At 55.6% G+C, this 22,191-nt stretch carries 20 protein-coding genes and 1 pseudogene; 8 read left to right on the forward strand and 13 right to left on the reverse strand.

What is annotated here, in order from left to right; all coding sequences use genetic code 11:
- The first annotated feature begins 173 nt into the window (after positions 1-173).
- Positions 174-2,237: a murein L,D-transpeptidase gene (locus tag TRICHSKD4_RS24860; protein WP_208993173.1), complete on the forward strand. Its 2,064-nt coding sequence runs from the start codon at positions 174-176 to the stop codon at positions 2,235-2,237.
- A gap of 82 nt (positions 2,238-2,319) precedes the next feature.
- Here the strand turns inward: TRICHSKD4_RS24860 and TRICHSKD4_RS24865 are convergent, their stop codons facing one another.
- Entirely contained in the window at positions 2,320-3,441 is a 1,122-nt protein-coding gene (locus TRICHSKD4_RS24865) for a zinc ABC transporter substrate-binding protein (protein ID WP_247642847.1), read from the reverse strand.
- 181 nt (positions 3,442-3,622) lie between these two features.
- Between TRICHSKD4_RS24865 and TRICHSKD4_RS24870 the strand changes: the two genes are divergently transcribed.
- From TRICHSKD4_RS24870 to paaZ, 7 genes are all read left to right on the forward strand, one after another.
- The gene (locus tag TRICHSKD4_RS24870; RefSeq protein WP_208993174.1) at positions 3,623-4,450 is read left to right on the forward strand and encodes a PaaX family transcriptional regulator C-terminal domain-containing protein; all 828 of its coding nucleotides are present in this window, start codon (positions 3,623-3,625) and stop codon (positions 4,448-4,450) included.
- A 247-nt stretch (positions 4,451-4,697) separates the two neighbouring features.
- Positions 4,698-5,690, forward strand: coding sequence for a 1,2-phenylacetyl-CoA epoxidase subunit PaaA (gene paaA / locus TRICHSKD4_RS24875; protein ID WP_040617560.1), 993 nt, complete (start codon positions 4,698-4,700; stop codon positions 5,688-5,690).
- Between the two features lie 85 nt (positions 5,691-5,775).
- Complete coding sequence (gene paaB, locus TRICHSKD4_RS24880; protein WP_009760030.1) at positions 5,776-6,060, forward strand: 1,2-phenylacetyl-CoA epoxidase subunit PaaB; 285 nt, start codon at positions 5,776-5,778, stop codon at positions 6,058-6,060.
- Entirely contained in the window at positions 6,060-6,836 is a 777-nt protein-coding gene (gene paaC, locus TRICHSKD4_RS24885) for a 1,2-phenylacetyl-CoA epoxidase subunit PaaC (RefSeq protein WP_009760031.1), read from the forward strand. Before paaB ends, paaC begins: the two co-directional genes overlap by 1 nt.
- 9 nt (positions 6,837-6,845) lie before the next feature.
- Positions 6,846-7,358 (forward strand): 1,2-phenylacetyl-CoA epoxidase subunit PaaD, encoded by a 513-nt coding sequence (gene paaD, locus TRICHSKD4_RS24890; protein WP_009760032.1) that lies wholly within the window; start codon positions 6,846-6,848, stop codon positions 7,356-7,358.
- Positions 7,359-7,377: 19 nt separating this feature from the next.
- Positions 7,378-8,454 carry a 1,2-phenylacetyl-CoA epoxidase subunit PaaE gene (gene paaE, locus TRICHSKD4_RS24895; RefSeq protein WP_009760033.1) on the forward strand — a complete coding sequence of 359 codons (1,077 nt, stop codon included), beginning with the start codon at positions 7,378-7,380 and terminating at the stop codon, positions 8,452-8,454.
- A 71-nt stretch (positions 8,455-8,525) separates the two neighbouring features.
- Positions 8,526-10,604, forward strand: a complete 2,079-nt coding sequence (gene paaZ / locus TRICHSKD4_RS24900) for a phenylacetic acid degradation bifunctional protein PaaZ (RefSeq protein WP_040617561.1) — start codon at positions 8,526-8,528, stop codon at positions 10,602-10,604.
- Between the two features lie 279 nt (positions 10,605-10,883).
- On the opposite strand, the gene TRICHSKD4_RS24905 is transcribed toward paaZ, so the two are convergent.
- The 12 genes and pseudogenes from TRICHSKD4_RS24905 to TRICHSKD4_RS24960 form a co-directional block, all read right to left on the reverse strand.
- Entirely contained in the window at positions 10,884-11,483 is a 600-nt protein-coding gene (locus tag TRICHSKD4_RS24905) for a TetR/AcrR family transcriptional regulator (RefSeq protein WP_009760035.1), read from the reverse strand.
- Between the two features lie 60 nt (positions 11,484-11,543).
- On the reverse strand, positions 11,544-12,857 hold the full coding sequence (gene paaK / locus TRICHSKD4_RS24910) for a phenylacetate--CoA ligase PaaK (RefSeq protein WP_009760036.1): 1,314 nt from the start codon (positions 12,855-12,857) through the stop codon (positions 11,544-11,546).
- A 38-nt stretch (positions 12,858-12,895) separates the two neighbouring features.
- Positions 12,896-13,351, reverse strand: a complete 456-nt coding sequence (gene paaI / locus TRICHSKD4_RS24915) for a hydroxyphenylacetyl-CoA thioesterase PaaI (protein WP_009760037.1) — start codon at positions 13,349-13,351, stop codon at positions 12,896-12,898.
- On the reverse strand, positions 13,348-14,139 hold the full coding sequence (paaG, locus tag TRICHSKD4_RS24920) for a 2-(1,2-epoxy-1,2-dihydrophenyl)acetyl-CoA isomerase PaaG (protein WP_009760038.1): 792 nt from the start codon (positions 14,137-14,139) through the stop codon (positions 13,348-13,350). Before paaG ends, paaI begins: the two co-directional genes overlap by 4 nt.
- A gap of 147 nt (positions 14,140-14,286) precedes the next feature.
- Positions 14,287-15,102, reverse strand: coding sequence for an ABC transporter permease (locus TRICHSKD4_RS24925; protein WP_040617404.1), 816 nt, complete (start codon positions 15,100-15,102; stop codon positions 14,287-14,289).
- Complete coding sequence (locus TRICHSKD4_RS24930) at positions 15,095-15,862, reverse strand: ABC transporter ATP-binding protein (protein ID WP_009760040.1); 768 nt, start codon at positions 15,860-15,862, stop codon at positions 15,095-15,097. Before TRICHSKD4_RS24930 ends, TRICHSKD4_RS24925 begins: the two co-directional genes overlap by 8 nt.
- 59 nt (positions 15,863-15,921) lie before the next feature.
- Complete coding sequence (locus TRICHSKD4_RS24935) at positions 15,922-16,941, reverse strand: ABC transporter substrate-binding protein (RefSeq protein ID WP_009760041.1); 1,020 nt, start codon at positions 16,939-16,941, stop codon at positions 15,922-15,924.
- Between the two features lie 214 nt (positions 16,942-17,155).
- A pseudogene (locus TRICHSKD4_RS32485) lies at positions 17,156-17,967 on the reverse strand (lytic transglycosylase domain-containing protein).
- Positions 17,968-18,069: 102 nt separating this feature from the next.
- Positions 18,070-18,468 (reverse strand): RidA family protein, encoded by a 399-nt coding sequence (locus TRICHSKD4_RS24945; protein WP_009760044.1) that lies wholly within the window; start codon positions 18,466-18,468, stop codon positions 18,070-18,072.
- A 50-nt stretch (positions 18,469-18,518) separates the two neighbouring features.
- Positions 18,519-19,730 (reverse strand): kynureninase, encoded by a 1,212-nt coding sequence (gene kynU, locus TRICHSKD4_RS24950; protein ID WP_009760045.1) that lies wholly within the window; start codon positions 19,728-19,730, stop codon positions 18,519-18,521.
- A 3-nt stretch (positions 19,731-19,733) separates the two neighbouring features.
- Positions 19,734-20,573 carry a tryptophan 2,3-dioxygenase gene (locus TRICHSKD4_RS24955; RefSeq protein ID WP_009760046.1) on the reverse strand — a complete coding sequence of 280 codons (840 nt, stop codon included), beginning with the start codon at positions 20,571-20,573 and terminating at the stop codon, positions 19,734-19,736.
- Positions 20,573-22,189 (reverse strand): AMP-binding protein, encoded by a 1,617-nt coding sequence (locus TRICHSKD4_RS24960; RefSeq protein ID WP_009760047.1) that lies wholly within the window; start codon positions 22,187-22,189, stop codon positions 20,573-20,575. Before TRICHSKD4_RS24960 ends, TRICHSKD4_RS24955 begins: the two co-directional genes overlap by 1 nt.
- Positions 22,190-22,191: the final 2 nt, after the last annotated feature.

Genomic DNA, 22,191 nt, shown 5'->3' on the forward strand with positions numbered 1-22,191 from the left:
AGATCAGTGATTTGGATGCTAAGGACGCGGGAAATCTCTTAACCTCTTGTCGGGCGCTGATATAGTATTGTCTGAATCACGAATGCAGTTCGCTTTCATGGGCAGGGAATGAAGGTGGGCAAATGTTGATACCAAACGTGGTGTTTTGGAAATGCGAGCCGGTTAGCCAATAAATGATCCGACCCATTGAAATGCCGCGCGAACGAACCTCAAAGAGCCTTAATCACATGAATGTTTCCAGCCTCCGGTCCGAGAACAAGCTCGCTAAATCCGGTGAAGCAAAATCCAACGTGAAATCCCCGCTTGCCGTATTGTTGATGGCAACCATGTTGTCGGGTGGTTTTGTCGGCCTGTCTGCGAGTGATGCTTCTGCGCAGAACTTCCTGCAACGCCTGTTCACGCCGAAGGAAAAGCGGCTGGAAGAACTCAAGGCGCGCGAGGCGCAAGCAAAGCGCAAGACGGCCGTCAAATACAAAGTTTCAGCGCCCAAGATTTTCACCTACAAGCCCGATGCTTGGAAAACAGTCTCCCTTGCATCTCTCGCCAAGGTGACCACGGCAGCTGTCCAATCCAGCGAAGCCACCGAAGTGACGTCCGATCTTGAAGGCCAGATTAGAGAGGCAGAAAAACCGCTTCCGGTCCTGACGGCTTTTGACAAGGCGCGGCCCGCGCTCAAAGAGCTGCGTTTCAAGGCTTTGCCGGAGGTTGGCGAGGCGTTGGAAGCTTATTACCGCGAACATCCGGATTTCCTTTGGTCGACAGACGGAGAGATCAACCCAAAGGCTTTGGCTGCGTTGGAAGCTCTTGAGGACGCAGACAGGTTCGGCCTTGACCCGGAAGATTATTCAGTTGGTTTGCTGAAGCCCGTCTCGTTGATCCCGATATCCGGTTCTGATGCAGATGAAGCGCCCGTCGATCCGCGTGCTGCTGCGGCGATGGCCTTTGAGATGGAACTGTCTGCTGCTGTTCTGACTTATATACTCGATGCAGAACGTGGCCGTATCGATCCGAACCGGCTGTCAGAATATCATGACTTGCCGCGCGCCGAGGTCGATCTTGTAGCGTCTCTTCGGGATGTGCAGGCATCGACTGATGTGAAGGTCGCCATGAAGGCTCACCAGCCGCAGGATGATGTTTTTTCTGAGCTTCAGTCAGAGTTGGCAAAGCTGCGTGCGGAGGATGAGGAAGAAGATGCGATTGTCATTGCTCCAGGCACCTTCCTGAAGGTCGGGCGGTCCAGCCCGGAAGTGAAGAACATTGTCGCTGCCATTCGAAAGAACGGCTCTGATGCGCTTCGCGAAAAGCATATGAAACTGCTTGTCTCCTACACTGGTGAAAACCTTTATTCTCAAGAAATCGCCAATCTGGTGAAAGGCTTCCAAAAGGAAAACAAGCTCGCAGCCGACGGAATTGTTGGAAAGAACACTATCCGGGCGATGGTTGGCGAGACCAACGCGGCCAAGATTGCCAAGATTGAACTGGCGATGGAGCGTCGGCGCTGGTTGCCGGATGAGCTTGGGGAACGGCGGGTTTTCATCAATCAGCCAGCCTTCACGGCGACCTTCTATGAAGGGAGCAGCTTGCCACTTTCCATGCGGGTGGTCGTTGGCAAGAAGTCCAACCAGACCAACTTCTTCTACGACAATGTCGAGATCGTTGAGTACAACCCCTACTGGGGAGTGCCGTACTCCATTATCGTCAATGAAATGATCCCGAAATTGGCGGCTAATCCCTATTATCTGGATCAGGCTGGGTATGAGGTGACAACTCCGTCAGGCCGAAAAGTCTCGTCCGCCAATGTGAACTGGTATGCGGTTGCATCCCGGCAGCAAAGTATCAATGTCCGGCAGTATCCGGGAGCCAAAAACGCACTTGGTGTGGTGAAAATCCTGTTCCCCAACAAACACCATATTTACATGCATGACACGCCTGCCAAGAGCCTGTTCAACAAGGACACACGTGCCTATAGCCATGGATGCGTGCGCTTACATGACCCGAAGGCGATGGCTGCTGCCGTGCTTGGCAAATCGAAAGATTATGTGTCTCAGCAAATCGCCAAGGGGAAAAACCGGCAAGAGCGTGTGGAAGGCGATCTTCCTGTTTATGTGTCGTATTTCACCGCTTGGCCGAATGATGCCGGTCAGGTCGAATATTTCGCGGATGTCTATGATCGTGATCGACACCTTTTGAAGGCACTTAAGAAAACAGACGACAGCCGCGCCAGCGCGCGCAGTTAGGGTCTGGGCCGTAAGTTCAGCTCAAATAGGGATTGCCGTATAGAAAGAAGGCGCTGCGAGGAATGTCGCAGCGCCTTTTTTGTCAGCTGGAAGATGCCAAACAGTCTTTCAGGCTTTTTGCCAGGTTTGCAATCAGTTGCGGATAAAGGTCCGGCCCATTGGCAAGATTTGCTCCAAGTGGGTCAAGAGTTGCCGTTTTTGCGCCGGTGCCTTCGATGACGGTTGCGACGATCTTTGGCTCAAACTGCGGCTCAGAGAAAACGCAACGTGCGCCGATTTCGGAGATCGTCGCCCGAATTTCCGTTACACGATCAGCGCTCGGTGCTGTTTCCGGGGACAGTGTGATCGCGCCAGCGGCCTCCACATCATATCTGTGTTCAAAATGATGATAGGCATCATGGAAAACGATGAACCCGGTGTTTTCCAAGTTCTTCATTGAACCTTCGATTTCCGCTGAAAGATTGTCCAGAGCCGTGCTCATAGCATCTGCGTTTTTTTGATACAAAGCAGCATTGTTCGGGTCCGCTTCGCTCAATGTTGCGCTGATTGTTTTCAGCATGGCTTTCCCGTTGTCCGGGTTAAGCCAAATATGCGGGTCCTTGCCGCCATGGTCATGCCCATGGTCATCATGCTTGTGTTCTGCATACTTCTCATCATCGTGATCATGGTCGTCGTGCTTGTGATCTGTATGTTTCTCATGATCGTGATCATGGTCGTCATGCTTGTGATCTGTATGTTTCTCATGATTATGGTCATGCCCATCATGGTCTTCGTCACCATGGTCGTGGGCTTCAAAAGTCGCGCCCTCACGGAAATCGAGGTGGGAAATCCCTTTGGTATCCATCAGTTCAACGACAGTTGCCTTGGTCGAAAGCGTATCAATCGGCTTTTTCAAAGAGGGTGCCAGATCTTCGCCAATCCAGAAAACGATATCTGCGTCTTGCAGTGCACCTGCTTGCGACGGCTTCAAGGCGTAGCCATGCGGTGAATTCGCGCCATCGATCAACAATGTCGGTTCGCCAACACCTTGCATCACTGCTGACACCAGCGAATGAACGGGTTTGATGGACGTGACAACGGTCGGGCTGTCAGCCTGTGCCGCTGCAAGTGGGGTCATCACCAGTGAAAACGCGGCAAGTGCTGTGCAGGATTTCAAAACAGACGCGCGAGAATTCGCGCTGGATGGTCGGCTAAACGGGCGCAAAGCAGGCTCCAAAAATGTTATGATGTTACTTGTTATTGTATAACATTGATTTTTTTCGATGCAAGAGTTTCGAATCGAATGGTTGCTTAGTTTTTGAATTGCCAGATAGAACGGACATGCCTTTTTGAATTTGAACAGCGCTGGACATTCTATTTTGCACCTCTCCGAAATGATCTCAGACATGATGGGGCCAACCCCGCCCAAGTCGGCGAGCTTTATCGTGACGATTTATGGTGATGTCGTGGAGCCGCGAGGCGGTGTCCTCTGGATGGGCAATTTGATTGAAGTGTGTGGGCATTTCGGGATCAGCGAATCTCTTGTCCGCACAGCCGTTTCGCGTTTGGTGAGTGCCGGACAATTGGTCGGTGAGCGGGAAGGGCGGCGCAGCTACTACCGCCTGACCAAAGAGGCGCGGTCTGAATATATGGAAGCGGCGCGCGTCCTGTTTGGGCCTGCATCGCAGACAAGTGGCTTCAAGTTTCTGTTCAATCTCCCGGAGGACAAAGAGAAGCAGGCGCAAAGCCTCGGCTATGTATCAATCGGGCAGGGCGGCTGGATTGGGCCAGACCGTGGAACGACAGAAGGACTAGTTTCAGATGCTGTCGGGTTTATGGCAAGCCCTGAGCAAAACTCACCGGAATTACATCGCTTTCTGGCCGAGCGTTGGGATCTCAAGTCTTATGTGGACCAATATGAAGCCTTCATTGACCGTTATCAGCCGCTTGGGAAAAGGATTGACGGGGCACTTCAGTTGGAAGGGGCAACCGCACTTCATCTAAGGTTGGCAATGGTGCACGCTTTCCGTGCGATCTTGCTCAAGGACCCAAGATTGCCTGCCGAATTCTTGCCCGAAGATTGGGTGGGCGAACGCGCTTATCAGCTGTTTGTCAAGCTTTATCGATTCTTGTCTGAGGCGGCCGACCTCTATATCGGGCGCGTGTTTGAAGATGGAAATGGCAACTTGCCATCAGTGACCGACGCAGTTCGCAAGCGCCTCGCAAACCTCTGAAAGTCTGACCAAAATGGCATCAGACGAATTCTCATCGCTCTAAACATCACAAAGAAGTTCTTAATTCCTCTTTTCTTGTGATGTTTTCTGATGTATAAAGTGACCGACCGGTCGGTGATTGGCGGCTTTTGCTTATCGGCACGGCGTTCGGCGCTTGTGGGACCTTGGCAGGATTGGCATCCTGCGGGAAGTGCCAAGGGTCTGGTTTGGAGGGGTATTGCCGCTCCGCCTTGAGGAGGGAGTGAACATGTACGCGCAAATGGTGAAGTCCACCGGTAAAGGTGTGCAGTCTCTGGAAGATATGAGCCCTGAAGAGCGCGCTTTTCAGGAGCGTATTGATCGCGGCGAGAAAATCGAGCCCAAAGAGTGGATGCCGGATGGCTATCGCAAGACGCTCGTTCGTCAGATTGGTCAGCACGCCCATTCCGAAATTGTCGGTCAGCTGCCGGAAGGCAACTGGATCACCCGCGCCCCGACGCTTGAGCGCAAGGCTATTTTGCTGGCCAAGGTTCAGGATGAGGCCGGTCATGGCCTTTATCTTTACTGCGCCGCCGAGACCCTCGGTGTCAGCCGTGACGAGCTTTTGGAAAAGCTTCATTCCGGCGATATGAAATACTCTTCCATTTTCAATTATCCGACGCTGAACTGGGCCGATATTGGTGCGGTCGGCTGGCTGGTTGATGGCGCTGCGATTATGAACCAGGTGCCGCTCCAGCGGACATCCTATGGGCCTTACAGTCGCGCGATGATCCGCATCTGCAAGGAAGAAAGCTTCCACCAGCGCCAAGGCTACGACATCATGATGAAGATGGCTTTCGGCACGGAAGAGCAAAAGGACATGGCTCAGGATGCCCTGAACCGCTTCTGGTATCCGTCATTGATGATGTTCGGCCCGTCAGACAAAGACTCTGTGCATTCCGCCCAGTCCATGGCGTGGAAGATCAAGATCAACACCAATGACGAACTTCGCCAGAAGTTTGTCGATCAGACGGTGCCGCAGGCCAAATATCTTGGTCTCACCATTCCGGACGAGAACTTGAAGTGGAACGAGGAGAAGGGTGGTTACGACTTCTCCGAGCCGGACTGGACCGAGTTCTTCGAAGTGATCAAGGGCAATGGCCCGTGCAACAAGGAACGGCTCGGCGCCCGCGTGAAGGCGTGGGACGATGGAGCATGGTTCCGGGACGGGCTGATGGCCCATGCAGAGAAACAATCCGCAGCAAAGCTGGCCGCGGAATAGGACCACTGACGCCGGGCCCCATCGACACAACCATAACAACACACTGTGCAAAAGGCCCGGCGGCGGTGACTTTGGGAGAGATCCGATGAAAAAAGAATGGCCCCTTTGGGAAGTTTTCATCCGCGGACAGCACGGGCTGAACCACCGTCACGTGGGCAGCCTGCATGCACCGGATGCGGAAATGGCGATCAAGAATGCCCGCGACGTTTACACCCGTCGCAACGAAGGCGTGTCGATCTGGGTGGTGGAAGCCAACAACATCACCGCCTCCAGTCCTTCGGACAAGGGCCCGCTGTTTGAGCCGTCCAATTCCAAGGTTTATCGGCATCCGACCTTCTTCGATATTCCCGAAGAAGTGGGGCACATGTAATGACCGTGGCCTTCACCACACTTGATCCGGCGGTTTATGCCGACTGGCTGATGAGGCTCGGTGACAACACGCTGATCCTCGGCCATCGCCTGTCTGAATGGTGCGGTCATTCTCCGGTGCTGGAGGAAGATATCGCCATGGCGAACACCGCGCTTGATTTGCTCGGTCAGACGCAGTTGTGGCTCGGTCTTGCCGGCGAAGTTGAAGGCAAGGGCCGCACGGCAGACAATCTGGCGTATTTGCGAGATGCATCACGGTTTCGCAATGTCCTGCTGCTTGAGCGCCCGAATGGCGACTTTGGCCAGACCTTGATGCGCCAGTTCCTGTTCGATGCCTTCCATCTTGAGCTTTTGAAGTCCCTGCAGACATCCAGCGATCCACGGGTTGTCGAAATCGCGGGCAAGGCGATCAAGGAAGTTGCTTATCATCTGGAGCGCTCCGCTGATCTGGTGATCCGTCTTGGCGATGGAAACGGGGAAAGCCATGGGCGCATGCAGTCGGCGCTTGACGATCTGTGGCCCTATGTGGGTGAGCTGTTCGTTAGTGACGATGTCGACAAGGCTGTTGCTGATGCCGGTATCGGACCCGATCCTGCAGATATGAAGGCGGCTTGGCGGCAAACAGTAGACGAGGTTCTGCGGGCAGCTACCTTGAGCGTTCCCGGTGAGGGGTATGTTCACAAGGGCGGTAAGCGCGGCGTTCATACTGAACACCTTGGATACATTCTGGCGGAAATGCAGTTCCTGCAGCGCGCCTATCCGGGCGCAACCTGGTAGGCGGCGGTGATGCAGGTCGCGCTCGATACAGTCTGGGATTGGCTAGGCGAGGTGCCTGATCCGGAAATTCCGGTGATTTCGCTGACCGATCTTGGGATCATCCGCGATGTTGCGTGGGATCGGGAAACGTTGATTGTGACTGTCACGCCAACCTATTCCGGCTGCCCGGCAACCACGCTGATCAATCTGGAAATCGAGACTGCCTTGCGGGAGCGCGGCGTGGAACACATCCGGCTGGAACGCCAGCTTTCTCCGGCCTGGACCACGGACTGGATCAGCGCTGAAGGCCGGGAAAAGCTCAAGGCCTATGGCATTGCTCCACCTGTCGACGGAACAGCTGCGGACGGCAAGACTGTTGCACTCGCTTCCCGTCTTCTGGGGCAGGGCAATCTGGTGATTGAGTGCCCGCGCTGCGGATCAACTAAGACGGAGAAGGTGAGCCAGTTCGGCTCCACTCCCTGCAAGGCGGCCTATCGCTGCAAAAGCTGCCTTGAACCCTTTGACTATTTCAAATGCATTTGATGCACCGGAGTGATCTGGCATGGCACGTTTTCATCCGCTTGAAGTAACTGACGTTAAGCATGACACCCGCGATGCGGTGGTCGTGACCTTGAAGCCGCGCGAGGAGGACAAGGCTGCCTTCGACTTCGTGCAAGGCCAGTACCTGACCTTCCGGCGCGACTTTGATGGCGAGGAATTGCGCCGCTCCTACTCGATTTGCGCGGGCAAGGACGAAGGAGTTCTGCGGGTTGGGATCAAACGGGTCGACGGCGGCGCCTTTTCGACCTGGGCCAATGAAAACCTTGCGCCCGGCGACGTTGTTGATGCCATGCCACCGATGGGGCGCTTTCATACCGATCTCGATTCTGCGACAGAGCGGCACTATGTCGGCTTTGCCGCTGGATCGGGTATCACTCCGATCCTCTCAATCATCAAGACAACGCTGGCGCGTGAGCCCGGTTCCCGCTTCACGCTGGTCTATGCCAACCGGCAAATCAGTTCCATCATGTTCCGTGAGGAACTGGAAGATTTGAAGAACCAGTATCTTGGCCGGTTCTCTGTCCTGCATATCCTTGGCAAAGAAGCGCAGGATATTGATCTTTTCACAGGCCGGATCGATGCAGAGAAGCTGCGCCAGCTGTTCAAGATGTGGATCGACCCGTCATCCATTGACACAGCTTTTATCTGCGGTCCCGAAGAGCTGATGCACACGATTTCCGATAGCTTGAAAGAGCACGGACTCTCCGCTGATCAGATCAAGTTTGAGCTGTTTGCCTCCAGCCAGCCGGGCAGGGCTAAGACCCGCGCCGTCAGCAAGAAAGCAGACACGGCTGTCGGAGAAGCCGAGGTCTCCATCACGCTGGATGGCGCAACGCGCACCATCACCATGGACAAGGCAGATATGAGCGTTGTCGATGCGGCGCATGCCAACACAATCGACGTGCCTTATTCCTGCAAGGCGGGCGTTTGCTCGACTTGTCGCTGCAAGGTGATTGAAGGTGAGGTCGAAATGGCGGTGAACCACGCGCTGGAGGACTACGAAGTGCGACAGGGCTACGTCCTGTCCTGCCAGTCCACGCCTCTCACTGACAAGGTCATCGTTTCGTACGACCACTAACCTCATTTCAGGACGGATGCCCGGTGCAGGAGGGTTTGCAGCGGGCCAAGAACACGCAAGGATATTTCAGCATGACTTTATCGGCCCAAACGCCGCGCCGCCTCGAGAGCTTTGTCTCTGGCCGTTGGACTGCAGGTCAGCGGGACGGCAAGCCGCTGCTCAATGCAGCTAACGGCCAGACTGTCGCGCTGATTGACGCCTCAGGTCTCGATTACGGCGCTGCGCTTGAGTGGGGCCGAAAGGTTGGCGGAAAGAACCTGCGCAAATATTCCTTCCATGAACGGGCGGCCATGCTGAAGGCGCTGGCTCAGGCCTTGATGGAGCAAAAGGAAGCATTCTACGCCGAGAGCTTCCTGACCGGTGCGACCCGGACCGATGGTTGGATCGACATTGAAGGTGGGTTTGGAACACTCTTTGCCTATTCTTCCAAAGCGCGCCGCGAGCTGCCAAATACGCGCATCCTGACAGAGGGCGACGTTGAGGTTCTGTCCCGCGACAACACCTTCGCTGCACAGCATATTTTGACGCCGATGGAAGGTGTTGCCGTTCACATCAACGCCTTCAACTTCCCGGTCTGGGGCATGTTGGAAAAGATCGCGCCGACGCTGATCGCCGGTATGCCGTGCCTTGTGAAACCGGCCAGCCAGACGGCCTATCTGACAGAGCTTGTGGTTCGCCGCATTCTGGAAACCGGCATCCTGCCGGAAGGCACTCTGCAGCTGGTTTCCGGATCTGCTGGCGACATGCTGGATCATTTGACAGGTGAGGACGTTTTGACCTTCACAGGCTCTGCCTCCACGGGTCAGATGCTGCGCGGTCATCCGAAGGTCGTCTCTGAATCTGTTCGTTTCACCATGGAAGCAGACAGTTTGAATTCTTCCGTTCTTGGCACAGATGCAGCTCCGGGCACACCGGAATTTGATTTTTTCGTCAAGGAAGTCGCACGGGAGATGACCACGAAGGCGGGCCAGAAATGTACGGCGATCCGCCGTGTCATCGCGCCGCGTGCCCACACTGACGCCCTGATCGAGGCCCTGTCTGCCCGTCTCGGCAAAACCGTGATCGGCGATCCTGCCTTGGAAAACACGCGCATGGGGCCGCTTGCCTCGCTTGATCAACGCGAGGAAGTTCGCGACCGGATCAAGGATCTGTGCGCAGAAGCCGAAATCGTTGCCGGAAACCCGGACGAAGTCTCCGTCGCCTCCGGGGATGCAGACAAGGGGGCCTTCCTCAACCCCGTCCTGCTCCATTGCGCCAAGCCGCTGGATGGCACCGCCATCCACGATGTGGAGGCCTTTGGCCCGGTGGCGACCGTCATGCCTTACGACGATATCGAAGAGGCCGTTGAGTTGGCGAAGCGCGGCAAGGGATCGCTGGTCGCCTCTGTCTTCACCAATGATCCGAAGGTCGCCGAGGAAGTGGTCATCGGCATGGCTCCGCTTCATGGCCGTGTACTGATCGGCAACCGCGACAGCGCCAAGACCTCTACGGGTCATGGTTCTCCGTTGCCGATGCTGGTTCATGGCGGTCCGGGACGGGCGGGCGGCGGCGAGGAAATGGGCGGCATGCGCGGTGTGAAGCACTACATGCAGCGCACCGCCGTTCAGGGAACGCCACGTCTTCTTTCTGCGGTCACAGGTCGCTGGATTGCTGGGGCTAGTGGCCTTGATACGCCGGTGCATCCGTTCCGCAAGTCTTTGGCTGAACTCAATATTGGCGATCAACTGATCACCAAGTCGCGGGAAGTCACGCTTGCCGATATCGAGCATTTCGCGACCTTCACCGGCGACACATTCTATGCCCACATGGACGAGGAAAGCGCCCGCGCCAATCCGTTTTTCGAAGGCCGTGTCGCGCATGGCTATCTGATCGTGTCCTTTGCCGCCGGTCTCTTTGTAGACCCGGCTCCGGGGCCTGTTCTCGCCAATTACGGCGTCGACAACCTGCGTTTCCTCACACCGGTCAATCCGGGTGATGAACTGAAAGTTCAGCTGACGGCCAAGGAAATCAACCCGCGCATTACCGCCGATTATGGCGAAGTCCGCTGGGATTGCTGCGTCACCAACCAGAACGACGAAGTCGTCGCCCAATACGACGTCCTGACCATGGTTGCCAAGACCTGGCCGCAAGTCGCGCAGGCTGCTGAGTAGGGTTTGGCGCAATTTGTGAGAAGCTGTCGTCCCGGCCTTGCGCCGGGACCTGCTGTCTTGCGGAAAAGGCCCCGGATCCGGCGTCCGGGTTGGCGTGAGTGTTTCCATGCTTCGTGTGGTCACCCAATGGCTTGACCATGGGGTCCATACCGTTCATTGGCCGTTTCGGGAGCTATTACGGATTGGATCACCGGATCAAGTCCGGTCATGACGATCGAGTTGGGTGGCCAAATCTGGCGGAACGGATCGGAGTGCAGACTTTAATGTGCACTCACCCAATCACTTCACCGATTTCGCGCCTTCCAGAATGAGTTGGGTGGCCAGGTCGGCGTAGTTTTCGCGGGTGACCGGGCCGCCGTCGCGGAACCACATGTAGACCCAGTTCATCATGCCGAAGAGGCTCATGGTGACCGGCATCAGGAGTGGTTTTTCCGGGTTTTCGAGGTTCGGATTAATCTCTTTCAGGATCGTCGAAAAGCGGCGGACGATCCGGCGTTCCAGAGCCGTGATCTCGCTTTTCTGCTCGTCGCTGAGGAGCGGGCCCGCGTTGAGCTGCACCTTGTGCAGGTCGTCTGCGTCTTTGTAGTTTTCCAGAACCGCGCGAACGAGGTGCTTCAGCCGTTTTTCGGTTTCGAGATCCGGCTGATCAGCTTTTTCAATATCCCGATCAAGGTCTTCCAGATGGCTGCGAATGATCTCGAAGATCAAGGCGTCCTTGTTCGGGTAGTAGTGGTAGAGAAGCGACTTGGAGACTCCCGATGCGGTGGCGATTGCGGACATGGACGCCTTTTCCATGCCCTGTTCCGCAAAGACGGAGGCGGCCTGGATCAGGATATGCCGTTGTTTGTCCTCAAAATCGTCGGCGCGGGTGCGAGCCATATTTATCTCTTCTGTTACAGTATCTTGTGATCAATAGTCGACAAAATGAATCAGCTATAATCACGATTCCTTTGGCCGGTTGTCGACCACGCGCTTTGCCTTGCCTTCCGAACGGGCAACTTTGCCGGGCTCCCTTACATCAATTTTCGTGGAAACGCCAACCACGCTCTTGATGTGATGGGAAAGCTCCTTGGCAGACGCAGCGCGGGCCTTGGACGAGGACATCGCTTCCGTTGCCTCGACCAGAACCGTCATGTTGTCCATGCGGCCTTCGCGTAACAGTTCGATCTGGAAGTGCGGGGCAAGACCATCGCATTTCAAGATCTGCTCTTCGATCTGGGTCGGGAACACATTGACGCCGCGCAGGATGATCATGTCGTCGGAGCGACCTGTGACCTTTTCCATGCGGCGCATAGAGCGGGCTGTGCCCGGCAACAGGCGGGTGAGGTCGCGGGTCCGATACCGGACCATCGGCAGGCCTTCCTTGGTCAGGGTGGTGAAGACAAGCTCTCCAATTTCGCCGTCGGGCAGGACTTCACCGGTCTCCGGATTGATCACTTCGGGATAGAAATGGTCTTCCCAGATATGAAGGCCATCCTTGGTTTCCACGCATTCATTTGCAACGCCGGGGCCCATGATTTCCGAAAGGCCGTAAATGTCGACAGCGTGCATGTTGAAGGCCTGTTCGATTTCACGGCGCATGGAATTGGTCCAGGGTTCAGCGCCGAAAATGCCGACCTGCAGTGAGCTTTCGCGTGGGTCGATTCCTTGGCGGCGGAACTCGTCCAGAATGGAGAGCATGTAGGACGGTGTGACCATGATGATCTTCGGCTTGAAGTCCGTGATCAGGGTCACCTGTCGCTCAGTCATGCCGCCTGAAACCGGAACTACCGTACAGCCGAGCTTTTCTGCCCCGTAATGCGCGCCAAGGCCGCCGGTGAAAAGTCCATAGCCATAGGCGATGTGCACAATGTCCCCGGCGCGTCCGCCTGACGCGCGGATGGAGCGGGCGACAAGGTCGGCCCAAGTGTCGATGTCCTTTTGGGTGTAGCCGACAACTGTCGGCTTTCCGGTCGTGCCGGAGGAGGCGTGAAGGCGGGCAATCTTGTCCTGCGGGGCGGCAAACATGCCAAACGGATAAGTGTCGCGGAGGTCCGTCTTCACCGTGAAGGGGAATTTTGCGAGGTCTGCCAGGGTTTTGAAGTCATCCGGGTGGCAATCGTGCGCGTCAAACCGTTTTTTGTAGAAAGGTGAGTTCTCGTAGGTATGGCGCAACGACCATGCCATACGCTCCTGCTGCAGGGTCTCAATTTCATCGCGCGAGGCGGTTTCAATCGGCTCCAGATCGCCCTGGCGCGGTGAAAGATCCTTCATGCGTCTCCTCCCAAAGACTGTGATTTCAGAACCGGGACTTATTCAGGCAGGTGGGTCCCCTTGACCGTGCGAGAATGTCCTCTGAATTCGGCGATCAACTCGCCGGACTGATTGGTGATGGAAATGTCATAGATGCCGGAGCGGCCTTGACGGGTCACTTCCTTCGCTGTGGCGGTCAGCCGGTCGCCGATACGGCCCGGCCTCAGATAGGTCACCGAGCAATGTTGGGCGACGGTCAGCTGGTTGTAGGTGTTGCAGGCAAAGGCAAAAGCACTGTCGCCAAGGGTAAAGAGATAGCCGCCGTGGCAATTGCCGTGTCCGTTGGCCATCTTTTCAGTGAGTTCCATGGACAGGATTGCGTGACCCGGAGAGACCTGTTCGATCTTCATGCCAAGGTTCTGCGAGGCATGGTCGGTGGACCACATGGCTGCAGCGCAGGCTTCGGCAAGTTGTTGCGGTGAAAGCTCCGATGCCCTCAGATGGAGGTCGCTCATTTGCCGGAAAACTCCGGTGCACGTTTTTCCAGAAATGCGGTTACGCCTTCTGCATAGTCCGCGCTGTATCCGGCCTCGCGCTGCAGATCGCGCTCCAGATCCAGCTGTTGGTCTAGCGTTTGGCAGGCGGCTTTCTGGATGGCCCGCTTTGTCAGGCCATAACCTTTGGTCGGGCCGACCGCAAACTTGGCAGCTTGTTCGCGTGCGGTTTCCAGCAAAGCGTCATCCTCAACAGCCTTCCAGATCAGGCCCCAGTTTTCGGCCTGCTCGGCAAAGACGGGCTCGCCGGTGAGGGCGAGAGCCTTGGCGCGGGCTTCGCCAATCAGACGGGCAAGGTGCCAGCTGCCGCCCGCGTCCGGCACAAGGCCCAGCTTGCAGAAGGCCTGAATGAAGCGGGCAGACTTGGCGGCAAACACCATGTCACAAGCAAAGGCGACATTGGCGCCGGCACCAGCGGCCACACCATTGACCGCGCAAACAATCGGCTTGCCTATGGAGCGGATCAGGCGAACGGTGGGATTGTAGAAGGTATCGAGAGTATGGCCGAGGTCAGGTACGCCGCCCTTACGTGGGTCGCGGTCGCCAAGGTCTTGCCCTGCACAAAAGGCTCGGCCAGCGCCGGTTAGAAGAACCGAGCGTACGGTGTCGTCATCGCGGGCACGTTCAAAGGCGGCACGGAGAGCGAGGTGCATTTCATCATTGAAGGAATTCAGTTTGTCCGGGCGGTTCAAAGTGATCGTCAGGATGCCGCCATCCAGATCCGTCAAGACAGTGTCTGAAGCACTCATGAACCTCTCCCGCGTTGGTTCTGGCCACTTGTGAAATGACCCGTTCTTTTGACAAGTATTTACATAGACCGAACGGTCAGTCAATTCCTTGGATTGTTCGAAACGAGGAGACCAGATCGGAGTGGAAGGCAAGCGTTTAGGAGGGGGCTAGACCCTCCAACTCAAGACACGTTTCTCAACCCTCCCAACAGCAGAACTAACCAAAACCCCAAGCACCGACAGAATGACGACTCCGGCGAATAAACGGTCCAGATCGTAAAGGGACCCAGCCTGAAGGATATAGGCGCCGATGCCGTATTCTGCGCCGAGCATTTCAGCTGCGACCAGCAGAATGATAGCGATGGCCAAACTGATCCTGAGGCCGGACAAGATGCCGGGCATCGCCCCCGGCAAAACGATCTTGCGCACAATGGAGAACCAAGTGAGCCCGAAGCTTTGCCCCATCCGGATGAGCGTCCGATCAACATTGTCGACCGCACCGTAGGTGGCAACGACTGTCGGGGTGAAGGTGCCGAAGGCGATGAGGGCGTATTTGGAGCCCTCGTCAATGCCGAACCAGATTACAAAGAGGGGCAGGAGCGCGATTTTAGGGATTGGAAAGATCGCGGCAATCAGGGGAACCAGTCCGGCGCGGACGAAGGAAAACAGACCGATCAGCAGGCCGACGCCAATGCCCAATGACGCGCCAAGGGCAGCACCAATGGCAAGGCGGGACAGGGATGGCAGGAGGTTCAGGGTCAATTGGCCGGACTTGTAGAACTCGATCAGTGTCTGAATAACATCGCTTGGCTTTGGCAAGGTGAGTGCCGAAATCCCCCCTTGTCTTGTGCCGAGTTCCGCCAACCCAAGCAGGAGAACAAAAACCAAAAGGCCGATGCCGCGCCGTGTTTGCGGTTTGAAACCACCGCCGCGAAACGGCACTGGTTGCTCAGAAGATCTTTGTGCATGTGAGGTGTCAGGCATGAAGAAGCTCCGCATCTGCTGCGCGGGCTTCATCCCGCATCAATTGCCACAAGTGGTCGTGCTTGTTCTGAAGGTCAGGATTCGATGCTATGCGTTGGTCGAGAGGGGTGTCGATTGTCACCACCTGATGAATTTGTCCGGGACGCCGGGACAAGACGACAATCTGATGCCCCAGCCGGACGGCTTCTTGCAAGTTATGGGTGACATACACCGCTGTAAACGGTGTTCGTGTCCACAGCGAAACAAGGTCTTCCATCAGGAGATCGCGGGTCTGACTGTCGAGCGCGGAGAGCGGCTCGTCCATCAACAAGACGGCTGGATTGACTGCGAGCGCTCTAGCGATGGCAACGCGCTGTTTCATGCCGCCTGACAATTGCTTGGGAAGAGCCTTGGCAAAGTCTGATAGCTTGGTCCGTGCCAGCACATTTTCGATAATCGCCTTTGTTTTCTCTGTAGGCAGGCGATGGTCCTCCAGCACCAGCGAGATGTTGTCTTCCACGGTGCGCCAAGGCAGGAGTGCGAAATCCTGAAAGATGTAGGTGAGGGCGTTGAGACTGCCCTCAGGGGCGGTTCCGAGCTGAAGCACATCACCTGAGGAGGGTTTCTCCAATCCTCCCATGAACCGGAGAAGAGTGGATTTACCGCAGCCTGAAGGGCCAATGATGCAAGTGATCTTGTGGGCCGGAATGGTGAGCGTGATGTCGCTCAGAACCTCCACCGCTTCATAGCGATGTCCGACCGCATTCAGGCGGATTTCCATAATGAAACTCTGTGATTGGGCGGGAGAAATCTCCCGCCTTATGCTGTCGTGAAAGGTTGTTAGCCGCGTGCTTCGACAAAACTGGCGTCAACCAGTGTGTCGAGCGAAATGTGCTTGCTGACCAGATCCTCTGATTGGAACCAAGCCAACTGATCTTTGACGGACGCCATGTTAAGCGCCGCGCCCTCATTCAAGCGCATCGTCCCGTTGATGATGGACGGGGCTGCCTTTTCGCGCGGACGGTCCGCATAGACATATTTGTGAATGAGATCGACCATCTCGTTCACGCCTTCTTCGCCGCTTTGTTTTGCGATCATGGTCGCGTTGTAGTCGGCAACGCCTTTGGAAAAGCCGCCAAGGAAGTCCTTGGTGAGGGCCTTTTCATCAGCTGCGTTTTTCGCAGACGTAAACACGGTGGTCACCTGGTAATCAGGCAAGTAGTCGGCAACATTTCCGATGATGTGAACCGCGCCAGATCCGGCGAGGGGCTTGGCAATGTGTGGAACGATTGACCACGCATCGATCTGACCGGATTTCAGCGCGCCAATGACCGCACCGACTTTTTGAAGCGGCTTGAACTTGAGGTTCGCGCCTTCTGCTGCGGCGACCTTTGAGCCCATGTAATGGAACGACGAGCCAGCGGTGGTCATGCCAAATGTTTTGCCGTCCAGCGCTGCGGGCGAGGTCAGGCCTGCCTTGAAGGCGGCATCAGAGGCGAGAATCTTTTGGCCATCAATGCCTTTTTCTTCTGACAAGGCACCGCCAATGACCTTCACCGCACCTTTGTCGGCGAGTGATATCAGGCCGCCTGAAATGGCCGTGATACCGTAGTCAACATCACCGGATGCAATCGCAACGGCCATTGGTTGTGCTGCCTGAAAGAATTTCAGCTCCACATCCAGACCGGCGTCAGCGAAGTACCCGCGTTCGAACGCAATAAAACTGCCTGAGTGGCTTGTGAAACGTAGCGCCCCGAGAACGATCTTGCGGTTCTTGGCAATGGCCGGGGCAGGCAACGTTGCCAGTGCGGCAGCGCCACCGAGCAGACCAAGAGCCTGACGGCGATTGAAATTGGACATGAAACCCTCCCAAAACTTTTAATTGTTTCTCAGCGCCGGTTGGCCCGAAATGGGCTCAAGACCGTTCAGAGCATATTGGAATGGTGCATGTTGAAAGAAATCAGGGGCAGGTTGCAAGGCCTCGAAACGCTAAAGCTGTACATATAGGAGCGCTGTGTCTGAAAAGGCGGTGCTATCTTGTCTCGCGCCGCCTGTTCATCTTTATCAGACGAACTTATTTTGCGATCTTGTCCGCCATGACTGAAATTGTCTGAACATAGACGCTTGCCTTGTTCCACTCGCGCAACACCCGGTAGTTTGCTGTGCCCGGCCCCCAAGGCTGTCCGGCTCGCCAGCCTTTATTCTTCAGGTAATTGGCAGTCGATGCGAGAACATCGGGGATCGAGCGGATCAAGTCCCGGCGACCATCGCGATCATAATCCACCGCGTATTTCATGTAAGAGGATGCCAAAAACTGGGTTTGTCCGATCTCGCCAGCCCATGCGCCGCGCATCTGGTTCGGGGCCATATCCCGGCGTTTGATAATCTTTAGTGCGTTCACAAGTTCGTTGGTGAAGAACTTTGAGCGGCGGCAATCATAGGCAAGAGTCGCAAGTGAGCGAATGATCGACATTCTCCCGGTGTAGCCGCCGAAATTTGTTTCCAGCCCCCAGATCGACAAAATGACGGGCGCAGGGACGCCGTATTTTTTTCAATGCGGTTAAACAGCCGCTGATATTTTGTTTCAAGCCGCTTGGCCTTGTTGATCATCGCGTTGTTCACGCGCTTGGCATAGAACTGATTAAAAGACAGCTTGAAAGATTTCTGGTTGCGGTCCAGTCGGATCACTTTTTTGTTGTAGGTGACCCCCTTCAAGGTGGATGCAACCATCCCTGACCGCAATCTGTATTTTGGCGCTTCTTTGATAAAGGCAGCCTTCCAAGCCTCATAACCTGAGGCGTTGTTCCCACATTTGGCAGCTTGTGCTGCACCAGTCTGAAGGAAAACGACCGCAAATACGGCCATAACAACTTTTCGCAAAAACATGAGGAGACCTCTGTCCCAAAAATTACCTATAGGAAGAGTGCTACCCCATTTTATTTTAGACGTCCATAAATGGTGCCTATGACCTCGGCGCGGGCTATTCGATTAATTGGCCAAAACTGCCGTTGCCTCGATTTCGACCAAGGCTTCGTCTTCGACCAATTCGGACACGACCAGCATTGACATGGCGGGAAAGTGTTTACCGAAATACTTTTGGTAGGCTTTACCGACCGCGCGTTGATTGTCGACATAAGTCTTCTTGTTAGTCACGAACCAGGTCAGGCGGACAACGTCAGTCGCCTTTCCTCCTGCCGCCTCGACAACTGCGATGATATTTTCAAGCGCTTGTTCCATCTGGCCAATAAAGTCATGACGTTCGAATGTCAGGTCCGCAGTCCAGCCGATTTGCCCGCCAATATAGAGTGTGCCGTCTGGTGTCAGCATACCGTTGGCGTAGCCTTTGGCCGGGGCCCAGCCTTCGGGCTGAATGACTTTGTGGGACATGAGAGGTTTCCAGTTTGATGAAATGGGATGATCGACAGGGAGATTGACGGTCAGGTCACGCGTGAGCGCACTGCATATTTCGGGTCTTTCCATGCCTCTGTTTTCATGACGTCTTCCAGAATTTCTGATGCGCGAACAACGTCTGCTTCATCCAGATAAAGTGGGGTAAAGCCGAAGCGCATGATGTTTGGCGCCCGAAAATCTCCGATCACGCTGCGGTCAATCAGGGCCTGAACAGCTTCATAGCCTTTTTCAAACTTGAAAGAGACCTGCGACCCACGTTCGGCCGCGTTGCGCGGGGAGGCAAGTGTCAGCATCGGGCATCGGCGTTCCACTTCTTGAATAAAGCGTTCAGACAGGCGAATGGAGGCTTCTCGAATATCGTCCATTGTCACGCCTTCAAACGCGTCCAAAGCTTCATCAAGTATGGAAAGCTGCACGATGGCGGGCGTGCCGATGCGCAGCCGTTCGGTGCTCATGGCCGGGCGATAATCCAGTTCCATGGCAAAGGGGGCATCGTGACCGAGCCAGCCAGCAAGTGCAGGTTCCACTTCTTCGATAATATCTGGGCGCGCATAGATGAAGGCCGGCGCTCCGGGGCCGCCATTGAGGTATTTATAAGTGCAGCCAACGGCAAACTCAGCGTTTGAGCGCGTCAGGTCGACGGGAACGGCTCCTGCCGAATGCGCCAGATCCCAGATCATCACAGCTCCGGCCTCATGCGCTTTCTTCGTAATTGCATCCATGTCGTGCATGCGGCCGGTTCGGTAATCAACCTGAGTGAGCATGACTGCAGCGACTTCATCGGTAATCGCGTCCGCGACTGCTTCGGGGTCCACCACCCGCAATTCATGGTCCTTGCCGATGGTGTCGATGAGCCCGCGGGCCATATAAAGATCGGTTGGGAAATTGCCATTGTCGGACAGGATGACTTTTCGGGTTGGGCGCATGCGAAGGGCTGCAGCAACGGCCTGATAAACCTTGATGGAGAGCGTGTCGCCGGTGGCAATGGTGCCTTGCTGTGCGCCGACCAGTGGCGCGATCTTGTCGCCAACGACCTTGGGCAAGGCCATCCAGCCCGCCGTGTTCCACGCTTTTATGAGGTCTTGACCCCATTCTGCTGTGATCGTTTTTGCGGCACGGTCTGCTGCGCCTTTTGGCAAGACGCCAAGGGAATTGCCATCCAGATAAATGACGCCGTCTGGAATTTCGAAACGGTCCTTACGCGGGAAAATACCGGCTTGAGGGATGGGGGCATTCATTTCTTATAGGTCTCCGCGTACGTGCCAAAGCTCGGGGAAGAGCTGGACGTCCAACATTTTTTTGAGGTAACTCACACCCGGCGTGCCGCCGGTGCCGCGTTTAAAGCCGATCACGCGCTCGACAGTTGTCACATGGTTGAAACGCCAGCGCCGGAAATAGTCTTCCAGATCGACCAGCTTTTCGGCCAGTTCATAGAGTTCCCAGTAGTCCGCAACATTTTCGTAGACGACTTTCCAGTGGTTTCGAATGTCTTCGTTTGCTTCGTGCGGCGCTTCCAATTGGGGCGGCGGTGGGGCCGCACCTTCACCATCCAGCGTTCTATAAAGCAGGGTGATTGCATCGTCATAGAAACTGGGGCGCTTGAGTTCCGCTTCTAGAAGCACGGTGACGTCCGGGTCGTGAGCGTGGGATTTCAGCATGTTCGGATTGCGATTGCCGAGCACAAATTCAATCATGCGGTATTGCCAAGACTGGAATCCGGAAGAGGGCCCGAGGGAATCTCGAAATTGGGTGTATTCGCTCGGCGTCATGGTGCGCAGAACATCCCACGCGCCATTCAACTGTTCGAAGATCCGGGCAACGCGTGTCAACATCTTGAATGCATGGGGCATGTTGCCAGCATTCATTTGCTCGCGGGCGCTCGCCAACTCATGAATGGCAAGTTTCATCCAGAGTTCACTTGTCTGGTGCTGGATGATGAACAGCATTTCATCATGAGCATCGGAAAGCGGATGTTGCGCGGTGGTTATCGGTTCAAGATGAAGGTAGTCGCCATAGGACATGGCATCCTTGAAATCCATCTTCGCACCGGCTTTACCCGGATCATAGGCTGAGGAAGACATCAGGCTGGGTCCTTCAGGCGGAAACGCTGGATTTTGCCGGTTGCTGTTTTCGGCAGGGTGTCGGTGAAGATGACCGAGCGGGGATATTTGTAAGGCGCAATGCTCTGTTTGACATGGTCCTGCAGCGCTTTGGTCATAGCCTCGTCAGGCTCCAGTCCTTCCAACAGCACGACATGAGCCTGAACGATGGAGCCTCGTTCGTCGTCGGCCACTCCGATAACAGCACATTCCGCAACAGATTCGTGCGAGAGAAGGGCGGCTTCCACTTCGGGCCCGGCAATGTTGTAGCCAGCTGAAATGATCATATCGTCATTTCGGGCGGCAAAGTGGAAATAGCCGTCCTTATCGCGCACGAATGTATCGCCCGTGACGTTCCAGCCGTTTTGAACATACTCTGTTTGACGCGCGCCGCGCAGGTAGCGGCAGCCGGTTGGGCCACGCACTGCCAATCTCCCGATTTCGCCATCGGGCAGGTCTTCACCATTGTGGCCGATAATCTTCGCCTCATAGCCGTTGACCGGTTTTCCGGTACAGGCCGGGCGATGGTCGGTAAAGCGGTTGGAGATGAAAATATGCAGCATTTCTGTTGCGCCGATCCCGTCCAGCATAGGCTTTCCGGTCTTTGCCATCCACTCGTCATAGACCGGGGCTGGCAAGGTTTCACCAGCCGAGACGGCAGCGCGTAGGGAAGATAAATCTGCACCTTCATCCATGGCCTTCATCATGGCACGGTAGGCCGTTGGCGCTGTGAAGCAGACGGTCGCCTTATATTTTTGAATAATCTCAATCATGTTGGGCGGTGTTGTCTGCTCCAGCAAGGTGGCAGCTGCCCCGAAGCGCAGCGGAAACACGGCCAGTCCGCCGAGGCCAAATGTGAAGGCGAGTGGAGGCGAGCCGACGAACACGTCCTCAGACTGCACGTTGAGCACTTCTTTCGCATACCCGTCTGCAATGATGAGCAAATCGCGGTGGAAATGCATGGTGGCTTTTGGGATACCCGTTGAGCCAGAGGTAAAGCCAAGCAGCGCGACATCGTCTTGCGCCGTTTTTACCGCATCGAAACGAACCGGTTTTCCAGTGCAAGACGGTCCAGTTCGGCATCGTGGTTGGACGTTCGTCGAAGCCGACAACTGTATTAAAAAGGGGCTGTCTTTCGCGCAGGCCGCCATTTCGTCCATCAACCGCGTATCACACAGCGCGTGAGTGATTTCGGCCAGCTCGACATATTTGGTGAGCTCGGCGGCGCGCAGCATTGGCATCGTGTTGACCACCACGGCACCCGCTTTTGTGGCGGCCAGCCAACAGGCCACCATGGCCGGATTGTTGGCTGAGCGGATGAGGACACGATTTCCGGGTTTGACGCCCAAATCATCAACCAGCGCATGGGCGAGCCGATTGGTCCAGTCCGTCAGTTCCTTGTAGGTTCTGCGACGACCATTTCCGATCAGCGCCGTGTGGTCACCAAAACCTTTTTCCACCGTCGCATCGGTCAGTTCTACCGCTGCATTCAGCATCTCCGGATACTCAAAATGACCGAGTTTCAAGTCTGGCCATGTGTCAAAGGCAGGCAGGTTGTCACGGGCAAATGTATCAATATGGGCTGACGGCGTGAGCATGT

This window comes from Roseibium sp. TrichSKD4, assembly GCF_000148725.1.
GTDB lineage: Bacteria > Pseudomonadota > Alphaproteobacteria > Rhizobiales > Stappiaceae > Roseibium.